At 35.2% G+C, this 12,265-nt stretch carries 8 protein-coding genes; 6 read left to right on the top strand and 2 right to left on the bottom strand.

Annotated features, from left to right (window positions below):
• Positions 1-930: hypothetical protein (locus tag F6K22_RS14565; RefSeq protein WP_293098845.1), on the bottom strand; the 930-nt coding region annotated here is incomplete at its 3' end.
• A gap of 558 nt (positions 931-1,488) precedes the next feature.
• Here F6K22_RS14565 and F6K22_RS14570 point away from each other — a divergent pair.
• Together F6K22_RS14570 and F6K22_RS14575 are read left to right on the top strand one after the other, a co-directional pair.
• Positions 1,489-2,760: an AAA-like domain-containing protein gene (locus tag F6K22_RS14570; protein ID WP_293098847.1), complete on the top strand. Its 1,272-nt coding sequence runs from the start codon at positions 1,489-1,491 to the stop codon at positions 2,758-2,760.
• Positions 2,757-4,478, top strand: a complete 1,722-nt coding sequence (locus tag F6K22_RS14575; RefSeq protein ID WP_293098850.1) for an AAA-like domain-containing protein — start codon at positions 2,757-2,759, stop codon at positions 4,476-4,478. The genes F6K22_RS14570 and F6K22_RS14575 overlap by 4 nt, the downstream gene beginning before the upstream one ends.
• Before the next feature lie 78 nt (positions 4,479-4,556).
• Here F6K22_RS14575 and F6K22_RS14580 read toward each other — a convergent pair whose 3' ends face one another.
• Positions 4,557-4,760, bottom strand: a complete 204-nt coding sequence (locus F6K22_RS14580) for a hypothetical protein (RefSeq protein ID WP_293098852.1) — start codon at positions 4,758-4,760, stop codon at positions 4,557-4,559.
• Positions 4,761-4,980: 220 nt separating this feature from the next.
• Here F6K22_RS14580 and F6K22_RS14585 point away from each other — a divergent pair, with 220 nt between their 5' ends.
• From F6K22_RS14585 to F6K22_RS14600, 4 genes are all read left to right on the top strand, one after another.
• The gene (locus F6K22_RS14585; protein ID WP_293098855.1) at positions 4,981-5,127 is read left to right on the top strand and encodes a hypothetical protein; all 147 of its coding nucleotides are present in this window, start codon (positions 4,981-4,983) and stop codon (positions 5,125-5,127) included.
• 942 nt (positions 5,128-6,069) lie between these two features.
• Positions 6,070-7,581, top strand: a complete 1,512-nt coding sequence (locus F6K22_RS14590) for a sigma-70 RNA polymerase sigma factor region 4 domain-containing protein (RefSeq protein ID WP_293098857.1) — start codon at positions 6,070-6,072, stop codon at positions 7,579-7,581.
• Between the two features lie 430 nt (positions 7,582-8,011).
• Positions 8,012-9,217: a DUF1822 family protein gene (locus tag F6K22_RS14595; protein WP_293098860.1), complete on the top strand. Its 1,206-nt coding sequence runs from the start codon at positions 8,012-8,014 to the stop codon at positions 9,215-9,217.
• A gap of 717 nt (positions 9,218-9,934) precedes the next feature.
• Positions 9,935-12,172: a pentapeptide repeat-containing protein gene (locus F6K22_RS14600; RefSeq protein WP_293098863.1), complete on the top strand. Its 2,238-nt coding sequence runs from the start codon at positions 9,935-9,937 to the stop codon at positions 12,170-12,172.
• The last annotated feature ends 93 nt before the right edge of the window (positions 12,173-12,265 follow it).

A 12,265-nucleotide genomic window follows, 5' to 3' on the forward strand; every position in this document is an offset into this window, starting at 1 on the left:
TCCTGAAGTAGTCGTGTCATAGTCCACAACAGAATATTCAGTCACATCGCGAGAATTTTCAGCAAATAATCGGTTGGAGCGCTCTACACCAGTATTTCGCTCAAAAATCCGGAAGTCAGAATCAGGGTCTTCATTGATAGGTATACGAGCAATATTCACTGCACCGAAACCGTACTCATTTCCACTACCAGGCATTCCAATAGGGTTGCCATTAACACCAAGGAGAGTCCAGTTAAAAGAAATTACTTCTCCTTCGTCTATATCATCTACTGTGATAATGAAACCATCTAACACATTATTACCATTATCGATGGTCTCCCAGTCAGCAACTTGAGGAGTACCAAAGAAAGGGTTGGGGTGGCCGACAACTTGACAACCAGGAACTAAAGCGCAAGCACCAGGAGTGTTTCTCCGTCTAACACCAAGCAAGTCGCGGTTTGGTATTGGTCCGCTAGTAAGGGTATTAAGGTTTAACTGAGTGGCATCCCATTGAATCGCTGTTTCAGTTGATTCGACCACTTGACCAGCATTAGTAAACAGTTGATTTCCTGGTAAGGGGTCTGCATCTGGACCGTTAGGGCGACCATTACCGTCCACTCCTGCACCCGCAAAAGAGGGTGCTACACCATCGGTGACAAAACTATTTGTTCCTTCGTTGAGGGCAATACGAACCCCAGCAGCAGGTTGGTTAGACCAGTTGAGAACTTCAAAGGCTAATTGAAATTTATCTCCTTCTGGATCGTCTTCCACAGCTTTAATATCAGTGAACCGGAAGCAGAAGACTGGAGGTAATTTCGTTTCAGGAGGTGGCGTAGGTGGTGGATCTGCTAGAGCGACTTTAACTCCGACACCAAAAGCAGAAGCGATCGCTGCTAAAATTGCTTGACTTAAAGTTGTTAAGCGATGTCTTTGATGATTTGTTTGATTCATAATTACTTCTATGATGAACAAAACAGTCAATTTTTGAGATTTCCAGGACTTAAGCAGAAACCGGGTTTATGGAGAAATTTCTTGATTTGAAAGAATTAAGGAAATCAACCCGGTTTCTTATTTGCTTCGTAAGTCCTGATTTTTTCAGCAATTCGCTAGGGTATGTAAGCATTTAGCTATTAGTATTCAGCATTCAGCTTTGACAGCGGAATGTACTCGCAATAACGAAGATACGTTGTACTGTGTAAGCCATTATAGCTGATAGCTGACGGCTGAATGCTTACTAAGGTCTATTAAGAGAAGTACGACTGCTTAAATACTCAGATTTCAGATAGTAATACTTCGGTAAAATGCGGTTGCTAACAATCTCATTACTGAGAATAGCATAGGTAAACAAGAAAGAGTTGTCGATCTTCGACAACTTTAAATTGACCTTAATTGACACCTTAAAGAATTATTACAGGGTAAGATATTCAGCATCAATTGAGTTACAATCTGCCCAAAGATTTTTAAACTTTGTCGAAAATCAACAACACGAATGAGCAGGATGGTGTAATAATGGCTTCTTATATACTTACAAAATCAGGACAAGAGAAAGCTCAAAAAATTTCTCAAGATTACAACGATTGTCAAATTGCCAAAAAAACTAAATTACATCGCCATACTGTATCTAAAATTATTAATAGTAATAATAAAGTTCGGTTTAGAACTCTAGAAGACTTTTTTAGCCCTTTTAAGTTCGATTTAGAAAAACAAGATTATGAGGAATTCCAAAATGATAACAAGACCACAATTAGAAATACTGGTGATTATTATGTCAAACGCCCATCAATCGAACAACAAGTTTACGAAAGTTTGTTATCGCCCAATTATATCCTCAGAATCAAAGCCCCTAAAAAGATGGGAAAAACTATTTTGATTAAACGAGTATTAAAGAAATTAAAAGGAAAGGAAAATTACCCGATTGTATCTATTAGTTTTCAGGAAGCGGACAATAGCCATTTATCCGAATTGAATGAATTATTACGTTGGTTATGTGCCAATGTTAGTAGTCAACTAAAACTACCTGTTCAATTAGATAACTGGAATAATTCAAATCAAGAATTAGGCAGTAAAATGACCTGTATAAACTACTTTGAAAAGTATTTATTGCCTAAATTAAAATACCCTATGGTTTTATTTTTAGATAATTTAGAATTGCTTTTTCGCAACGAAAATATTTCTCAAGATTTCTTGGGAATGCTCCGCTCTTGGAATGATCGAGCTAGTATAAACCCCCTCTGGCAAAAATTAAGATTAGTCATTTCTTATGCTCCGAATGTTGAGATAAAAATGAATCCTAATCAATCCCCATTTAATATCGGTACGGCTATTGAATTGCCAGAATTTACCCTCGAAGAAGTTCAAAAATTAGCTGAAATTTATCAGCTTAATTTGAATATTTATCAGGTTAGGGAACTAACAAAGATGGTAGGAGGTCATCCTTATTTAGTAGAGTTGACTTTTCGTAATCTTAAAACTCGTAATAACATGACATTGGAGAAAATTTTAGAAACTGCTCCTACAAAAGATGGTATTTATCATAGTCCTCATTTACAAGAATATTTGGCAATTTTAAAACAGAATCCAGACGGAGTTTTAAAAGAGTATCCAGACTTAGCTAAATATTTTCTGAAAATAATTAAGGGCGAAGATATAGCAAATATTAAAAGTGATGTTATTAAGACACTTATGAATTTGGGATTAGTCAAAGATAAAGATGGCAAAATATTAGTTGGCTGCGAACTCTACCGTTTGTATTTTGAAAGTTATTTAGGAGATGTTGAATGAGTTCAATTTCTGAGTCAAGTTTTAATTATAAAGTAGGAGGTGGTCTAGATTTTAATAGTTATAATTATGTAGTGCGACAGGCAGATACAGAGATTTATATTGCTCTGAAAAAAGGAGAGTATTGTTATGTTTTTAATGCCCGACAAACTGGTAAATCAAGTTTGCGAATTAAGACGGCAGACCGACTGCGAAAAGAAGATATTGCTTGTGTGGAAATAGATTTAATGGCAATTGTCAGCGCAGAAAGTAATGCCGGACAAATTTATGCTGGAATTGTGCAAGAAATAGTTAGTGCTTTGCAACTGGAAGTTGACTGTTTAAGTTGGTGGTTGGAACGACAAAATTTAGCACCTAAAGAACGTTTGATTGAATTTATCCAGCAGGTAGTTTTAACTGAAATTGATAAAAATATTGTAATTTTTATTGATGAAGTAGATTGTTTGCGAATATCGGATTTATCTCTAGAAGTTTTTCTGACTTTGATTCAATATTTTCAGCAACAACGAGAAAATAATCCAGCATATCAACGTTTAACTTTTGCTTTGTTTGGCGTGGTAGAAATTTCTGATTTTCCACATACTATTATTAGTAATAGAATTGAGTTGTCAAGTTTGGAATTTCCAACAGCATTGCCTTTAGCAGAAGGATTATTAGAAAAAGTAGATCGGCGTCAAGAAGTTCTCAAAGAAATAATTTATTGGACGGGAGGACAACCTTTTTTAACACAAAAATTATGTCAGTTAGTTGCAAGATCATCGACAAAAATTTCTGTAGGTTCAGAAAAACAGGAGGTGGTAAAATTGGTACTGTCAAATATTATTGAAAATTGGGAATATAATGAAGAACCAGAACATTTACAGACCATAAAGAATCGCCTCCTCACAAGTAAATATTCCATCTGCAAATTATTACGCTTGTATCAGAAAATTTTACAACGTGGCAAAATTCCGGCAAAAAAAAATAATCCCTTACAAGCAGAATTACAGTTGGCAGGTATAGTTAGGAAAGAAGAGGGGAAGTTAAAAGTTTATAATCCCATCTATGCTAAAGTTTTTAACCGAAACTGGATAGAAAAAGTATTAGCAGAAAAAGAACCTACAAAAATCAAAGACCATATTCGGTGGGTGAGTTTACTATTATTATCTTGGGCAAGTTTTCGGTTACTATTTCCCAAACTTTATGTGCAGCTCAACGACTGCGGAGTTGATAATTATTTAGTCAAACAATATCAACTAGCTCAGTTTTATTTCCAATGCGCTTTACTATTAAAACCCAGTTACAAAAAAGCACATTATAATCTCGGTGCAACCTATGAAAAACTGCACCAACTTGAGAAAGCACGGAGTCAGTATCACATTGCCGAAGGAGTTTCGGAAGCTTACAGCAACCTAGCTAGACTTTATATTCAAGATAAGCAATACTCGGAAGCTATTGCTCTACTCGAAAAAGCTTTTCAGAAAAAGAAAGCTCAAACCGATCCACTCCTTCGCTATGCTTTGCTCAAAAATATGGGTTGGGTATTACTGGAGCAACAGCGTTATCCAGAAGCAGAAACTTACTTGCGGGAAGCCATTGAATTAATGAATACAAAAGCGATCGCTTACAAGTTACTGGCAAAGTTATTGGAAGCTAGGGGAAATACGGAGGAAGCACGAGATATGTGGCAACAGTTTCGGCAGTATGCTTTGAATGAGTCACCACAGGAATATGAGTATTAGTTCGTAGTTGCGCTTTAGCGCCAAATATCTCTGCTAGCACTAAAGTGCAACTACAAACAGATACTTTTTTATAACTAATTAATTTGGATCGACAACTGTTCCAGGTTCTTCATCTGGATCTTCCTCTACTTGTGGACTCAATAGTAAATTTTCGGTTTTAGGGGTATCTATATCTATAAAAGCAAAAGTAGTTGCTGCCGATGGGTAAGCGATCGACGCTATCAAAGTAATAATATTGGCCAATAAAGCAATTCGAGCTAAGTTAATGAAACTAGAGAACATTTGGATAACTCCTATATATAGTCTTTTTTTTCACGTTTCTATAAATTCCTTTATCTTGAGGAGTGAAATTTATGCACTTGCGCGCGGGAAATGACTAGAAAAAATTTGGCTGCATCAAATATTCACAAAAATTGCTGTTCTCAACCTTTGCGTTTTACTGAATTATGATGTAAACTATAAATTGTTCTTCCCAAATATCCATCTTGATTTACGCCTAAAAATGATGGAAATTAATAATTTAAAGAAGCGATCGCTAGAATTTTATTTTTATTTATTGCGCCGTCAACCTTCCCCTGAAAAAACATCTTACCAGGCAACTTTAGCTATTTATACACCTTTAAATATGATTTATATTATGTCCGGTTGAATAGTTAGAATTAAAGCTTGTAGTAGGGCTTTAGCCCCATCTATCATACCATTTATCAAAAAGAATGCTATACCCGATCGGGTGGGGAAGTGTGGGACCCACCCCTAACCCCTCCCAGGAGGGGAAGTGTGGGGAGGTAGACGTTACATACAATGTCCGTACAACATAAGAATAATAAAAATTAACTGGGCTATTATTAGCAAAAAAGTGATTTCCTATGTGTTAATTACTTAATAACTGAAGTGCGACCTAAGTATAGCAATTCTTTTGGGAATTGGTATAATTTAGGGCTAAAGCCCTACTACAAACAATTTTTTTTTATCACTCATTATTATGTTGTGTTTCCTTGGTAATTGGATAAGCAAATTTTTCCCTATTGTTTAGAATTAAACTTAAGATGAAATATCAAAAAAATTACTATCTATTATCCCCTTCTTTTTACAATCCTCCTGCTTTTCAAGGTGTAAAATTTGTTGTTCTATTTTGGAACATGAAACCCCTATGGGCAGATTTCAGATCGTTTCACAAATATTGCGATAGAAAGTATCTGCCTATGTTACAGACTAAAAGCTCAATCTTAAAAAATAAAACAAATAATTTGAGGAGGAAAAATCAATGAATTTAGGGAGTAGGGAGTAGGGAGTAGGGAAGTGAGGGAGTGGGGGAGAAGTAAACATAAGAATAATTAACACAGTCCTAGCTAATAATTATCAAAAAGGTTTTCGGCCTTTTTTAATTACTTAATAATTGAGAAATATTGTGTTAAGGGATGGTAATTGGTATTAGGCATGAAAGCAAATAGGTCTGGTTCAAAAATTGGATAATTTATTTTTTGCTATTCCCTAATAACTGCATAATTTAGAAAATTACAGACAAGAAGATAAGTAAAAGAGATTAAAGTTAAACTTTTTCAAATATTACATCTATATCAAAGGTGAAAACATGAGTATTAACAGAGATATCAAAGAAAAATTTTCAACTTTCTTCGATTTAGAAGAACAACCAAGTAACCTGAGGATAAATAATCTGCTAAAAGCACCTAAATTAGCAAATCATTTTTATCATATATTTCAATCTTGTCCCGATGGAACAGCAGAATATTTTGCCAAAAATTTTGTCAAAGAACTGCAAAAAAATAATCATGCTAAGTTATACGAAGAACACTTATCAGCATATTTAGAAGAACCCTGTTTTTGGTTAGCTGAGGAACTGTATAAACAACTAAGACAACTAAGACAACTAAACTATAGTAGATTAGATTGTTTTCAAGAGGCAAGGAAAGTTGCATCTCAACCGATTAAAATCTATAAAACATATAATTTTAAAGATAGTAATCCGATGACTTGGGGGAAACGGCAAATAAAAAGTAAAGTCAAACAAACAGTTTATGTAGGCAGAGATTTTTGTAAATATGGAACTTGGTGTGGACTTAAATATTTGAGTGAAAAGATACTGAGAGAAGCTCTAAAAGCCAAGTCAGGAATTACAGAAAAAAAAGAAATTGAAAGCCATGTTTTAGTAGTAAACGCCTACAAAGAAATTTATCGCAGTAGCCAACTTAAAAAATTTGAAGGAAGGTTACCAGAACCAAATCAAGCACAGTGGGAAGAAATCAAAAAATACTATAATTTTCGATGTTCTGAATATAACAAAAAACTTTCAGCAAATGAAAGCGATCGCCTAGAAGTAATAACTAATTTTCAGGCAATTAAAGAAAAATTTATGACTTGCTACAGAGTAGCAAGGAATTATATTTGTATGGTTGAAGAGACTGTTGAAAATATTGATATAATTTCCAATGAAATTATGGCAGACAACCAACATGAAATTATTACAGTGAATCATCCAGAGAAAGAAATAGAGACTGAAGAAAAACAACAAATAGTCTCAATTTGTTTGTATGAGTTTGCCAAACTACCGCCAGAATGTCAGAAACTAATACAGTTATTTTATGGTTTGGGTATCTCACAAACTGAAATGAAGGAAATATTTTGTTTACAGCAATTTCAAATATCTCGAAAAATCAAACGGAGTGAAAAAAAGCTTTTAGAAGCTTTGGTAACATGGAGTAAAGCAAATTTAGAAATTACTCCCAATGAAGGAATTATCAAAGAACAAAATCAAGCTTTAAAGGAGTGGTTAAGAGACTATTTTAAACAGCAGTTTGAGGGAGCATTACAAGAAAATTTATTGGAACAACACAAGGAAAAAATTCTGATGCTGCGACTATATTATGGTGAAGGATTAAAGCTGGAAAATGTGGCAGAAAAGCTGAATGTTTCTTCTCAAAGAATTACTCAAGAAATTGAAATAGTCAAGCAAAACCTAGAGATATTTTTGCAGGAATGGGTAAGAGAAAAAATGGATATTTCTTTATCGAATTCTCTAAACAAAAGAATTGTTAGCTTTGTAGAAGAATGGTTGAAAGATGCGCCTTATGCAATGTGGAATTAACAGCCTGTGGCTGGAAGTCAGAAGTTAGAAGTCAGAAGTCAGAAGTTAAATTCTTTTAGTCTCCAAGGAGAATTAAAAGTTATGTTTGACCAAAAAATAAGGTCTCAAGCCTCCCCTTGGATAGGGGGATGAAAGAAAGAATATTCAGTATTTCAAGCCTCTGGGTTTCCTAGGTCATGCTGCGCAAACAGCCAGAGGAACTGATAACTGATAACTGATAATTGATAACTAATAACTAATAACCGATAACTGATAACTGATAACTGAAATGACCAATATTTTGCAGGAAAGAAAAAGGTCATCAGCTAACCTTAGTAGTTATTACTTGACAAAAGCTAATAACTGACTGCTAATAGCTGAACGCTTACCAAAAAAGCTGATAGTTGATAGCGGACGGCTAATAGCTATAAAAAAACAGGAGTAACTAAAAATGTCACTAACAACAGACGAATTAATAATAGTATTTCCAGACCAATTAATATTAGAATTTTCTCCAGAAGAATCTGAACAACTCTGGCAAGAATTACCCAACTATTCTAATGATGCAGCGCGATGGAATGCTTTTTTAAATCGTCTCTGTTTAAATATGATGATGAAATATTTAACAGAAGACGAACCACCGGAAACAACACCACAAATATCACCTAACTTAGAAACTTTAAATCAAATTTGGGAAGTCGTAAATGGTAGTGCTATTACTATAGGAGAAACTCGAATTATTCTCATTCCAACTGAAGAAATAGATACAGAAACATTTGCTGTTCCTCAAGAGTGGGTAGACTTACCAAGTTGGGTGGGAGACTATTATTTGGCAGCACTGGTGGAACAAGAAAAATATCGGATCAGAATTTGGGGTTACACCAGTTATCAAAACCTGAAAGATGAAGCAAACTATGACGAATTCGATCGCATCTATTATTTAGGACAAGAATTTATGACTGAAGATTTAAACGTGATGTGGGTAGCGCGGGAAATTTGCCCACTCCCAAAACCAGAGGTGGAAGCAGTAGAGAATTTATCTGGGGATGAAGCGACTGCTTTAGTCAGGGAGTTAGGGCGATCGCCTGGTTATTATCCTCGGTTACAAGTGGAGTTTGAAAAGTGGGGAGCGTTGTTAGAAAATCAGAATTTATTGCGGATGTTGTATGAGGAAAGGTTAGGAAGCGATCGCCAGACTTCTACTTCTACAAATTTGCTGCAATGGTTAGATGGAATATTTGAAAGTGCTTGGCAAACTGTTGAGTCAATTTTAAATTTTGAACAACTCGAAAGTGCTTCTAGTTATCGTAGTAATGAAAATATTTCTTCCCGTTCAGTCAAGTTATCGCGGGGTAAAAGGATCGATCTAGGAATGCGACTTGTTGAGGAGTCGGTTGCTTTAGTTGTGAGTTGGTTATGGGAAACTGAGGAAGATAATATTAGAATTCGAGTCTATCCGATGGGGGGAAAAACTTATTTACTACCGGGAATTAAGTTAATAGTTATGGATGAAAATGGGGAAGAATTAATGGATGTAGAATCTCGCGATGCGGATAATTTTATTCAGTTCAAATTGTACGCTGAAAGAGGAGAAAAGTTTAGTGTTGCTGTAGCGTTTGGAGAGGCAAGAATTACTGAACAATTTTATTTGGAATAGTAGGGGTAAACGGTCGCCCCTACTAAATTTTTACCGACTTTACGGAAATTTTAAAAAACTGAATTTATCCAAAAAAAATTATGGGAAATTACCTAGCTAGTAGTGGAATTACACAACTAAAATGGTGCCCTGCGACGGATTCCTAAATATTTTTCAAAGCTTAAATTTAAGTCGTCTAACGCACCCTACTAGACCAACACTGTGATAAGAAGAGGTAATTATTAATTGTTAATTACTAATTATTGAACTAGCTAGTAGTGGAATTACACAACTAAAATGGTGCCCTGCGACGGATTCCTAAATATCTTTCAAAGCTTAAATTTAAGTCGTCTAACGCACCCTACTAGACCAACACTCTTATAAGAAGAGGTAATTATTAATTACTAATTATTGAACTAGCTAGTAGTGGAATTACACAACTAAAATGGTGCCCTGCGACGGATTCCTAAATATTTTTCAAAGCTTAAATTTAAGTCGTCTAACGCACCCTACTAGACCAACACTCTTATAAGAAGAGGTAATTATTAATTATTAATTGTTAATTACTAATTATTGAACTAGCTAGTAGTGGAATTACACAACTAAAATGGTGCCCTGCGACGGATTCCTAAATATTTTTCAAAGCTTAAATTTAAGGCGTCTAACGCACCCTACAAGTTTTCCTTCTCTTCCTTCTTTCTTCTTCCTTCTTCCCTCTTCCTTTTTATTAAAAAAATCATGGAAAATTATCTAGAAAATTATCGTCGCAGAAATCTTCGAGGTCGCTCTTTTAAAAATCAAGACCTCTCCCATGAAGATTTTTCTTACTCGGATATTAGAGGTACAAATTTCACAAATGCTAATCTCACAGGTGCTAACTTCAGCTATGCTTTAGCAGGATTAACAAAATCTCGGAAAATCATACTTTCTATTTTGATTTTTTTGCTTTCCTTAACGTCAGCATTTGCCACATTTACAGCGGTTTATATTCCTCTCAAATTTATTGTTCCTAAAACCACTAATCCTATTCCAATTCATATCGGTTTATTTATTTTTTTACTCCTAGAACTGATAAACATTGGTTTACTATTAGTCACAATTCGGCAAGGAATCAAAAAAGCTTTAGCATATTTATTTTCTGCCATTCCCCTAATGATGTTTATCATTCCCGGATTAGCGGCTTTTGCCATGAGTGAAAAAAATCTCTCAAAAGGGTTTAAATTTTTGGGAATTGATCGACCTCCATCGCCGGAAGTTATTGAATTTTCGCACCAGTTAAAAGCTTTCAGAAGTGGCAATCTTATTGAAGGGGTGACTAACCTATTAACCGACGCTGACTCTGTAAATATAGTTGTTAGTATAATTGTCAGTCTAATTATTTCTGTCGGGGCAATATTAGTATTAATTACCACCCTGAGTCTGGCAGTAGTTTTAGCTGAAATAAAATTAGAAAAACACCAGAAAAATTCAGTCATAACTTGGTCAATAATTTTCACGATTATTATCACTGGAAGTGTCGTGAAAAACCTAGACGATCGCTATGGAACATTTCTATTTAGCTCGGAACCTGCAAAGGGAGTTGTTTTAGGAATTAGCACTTATGTAATAGCCATATCTATATCTATATTATTAATCTCAATAGCTGTTCATCTTGCGAGAAAAATCTTGGCGGAAGACGAAAATAATCTAACTATTCGCCGACTTGCTGTTGCTATTGGAGCCATAGGAGGAACGAGTTTTAAAAATGCCAATCTTAGGGAGACTAACTTTAGTAATGCCTGCCTAAAAAGCACAGATTTTAGATTAGCTAATGTGACTCATACTCTCTGGCGCCAAGCCGAATATTTAACCTTTGCCAGAGTCAGAACCACAATATTAATTGACCCGAAAATTCGAGAATTGTTAGTGACGGGAAATGGCAGAAACAAACAATATATAAGTGTGAATCTTCGAGGTGCAAATCTCAGAAATGCCGACCTAACTCAGAGCAATTTAACAATAGCTGATTTGAGCGAAGCTGCTCTGGAAGGAGCTTGTTTGGATGGAGCAAATTTAAAAGAAGTTTTGGCAATTGGTACTAATTTTACCCAGGCAAAAATGACAGGAGTTTGTTTAGAATCTTGGAATATTAATCACACGACTATTTTGGATGAAATTGAGACGGAATATATCTATTTATTAGAGTCGGCAAAACCACAAACAAATAATAGAGAGCGTCGCCCTAGTAGTGGAAATTTTGCACCGGGAGATTTTACAAAATTATTTGCGGAAAATTTTCATACTGTGGATTTAATTTTCCGCAATGGCATTAATGGGAAAGCTTTTATGTCTGCTTTTCAACAGGTGCAAAAAGAAAATGAAGAAGTTACTTTGACAATTCAAAGTATGGAAAATAAAGGGGATGGGATGGTGGTAATTAAAATTAGCGTACCTCCAGAAGCGAATAAGGGAAAAATTCATCAGCAGTTAACTAAATTTTATCAAGAAGATGTGGGTAAGTTGAGTGAAAAGTATCGGGAAAAATCTCTTAGTCAGGAGGAAAAAATTTCCATCTATCATCAGCAAAGTGAATATATCATGTCTTTTATTTCTGAGATTTTGACTCCTCAAAGATTTTGGGAAATTCAAAACTTAAAACTCAAAGCTCAAAAATCTTATCCTATTAATAAATCTCTTAATTCTGCATCGGTGAATTTTTGGAGTAGAGATTCAGTTTATCTACCTAATATTTCAGGAGAAGTTCAACCGAAATTTGCAGATGCTTTAGCAGAATTAGCAATAGCAATAGAAGCAGAAGTTTGGTTGACTGCCGAAGAAAAGGAGGAAGCATTTAAACAGGTAGAAATTTTGGCAAAAGTGTCAGATTTTTATACAGCAGACAATGAAAAGTTAGGTAATTCAGCTCTAAATATATTGAAAGAAATAATAGATAAACATCCGGGGGCGGAATGGATGACTGCAAGTTTTAAGTTATAGCGCGCCTAGACGATGTCGCCGCGGCGAATCTGGATGGAGCCATCGGCGCGCGTGCCGCGCACGACGACCAGACAGGTTCGCCGGGTCTGCGTT

It is taken from the genome of Okeania sp. SIO2F4 (assembly GCF_010672385.1).
GTDB lineage: Bacteria > Cyanobacteriota > Cyanobacteriia > Cyanobacteriales > Microcoleaceae > Trichodesmium.

Bases quoted from the DNA above. Each gene is read 5' to 3' on its own strand.
- F6K22_RS14585 (WP_293098855.1), top strand. From the start codon at position 4,981: ATGATGGAAATTAATAATTTAAAGAAGCGATCGCTAGAATTTTATTTT.
- F6K22_RS14600 (WP_293098863.1), top strand. From the start codon at position 9,935: ATGGAAAATTATCTAGAAAATTATCGTCGCAGAAATCTTCGAGGTCGC.
- F6K22_RS14575 (WP_293098850.1), top strand. From the start codon at position 2,757: ATGAGTTCAATTTCTGAGTCAAGTTTTAATTATAAAGTAGGAGGTGGT.
- F6K22_RS14590 (WP_293098857.1), top strand. From the start codon at position 6,070: ATGAGTATTAACAGAGATATCAAAGAAAAATTTTCAACTTTCTTCGAT.
- F6K22_RS14570 (WP_293098847.1), top strand. From the start codon at position 1,489: ATGGCTTCTTATATACTTACAAAATCAGGACAAGAGAAAGCTCAAAAA.
- F6K22_RS14580 (WP_293098852.1), bottom strand. From the start codon at position 4,760: ATGTTCTCTAGTTTCATTAACTTAGCTCGAATTGCTTTATTGGCCAAT.
- F6K22_RS14595 (WP_293098860.1), top strand. From the start codon at position 8,012: ATGTCACTAACAACAGACGAATTAATAATAGTATTTCCAGACCAATTA.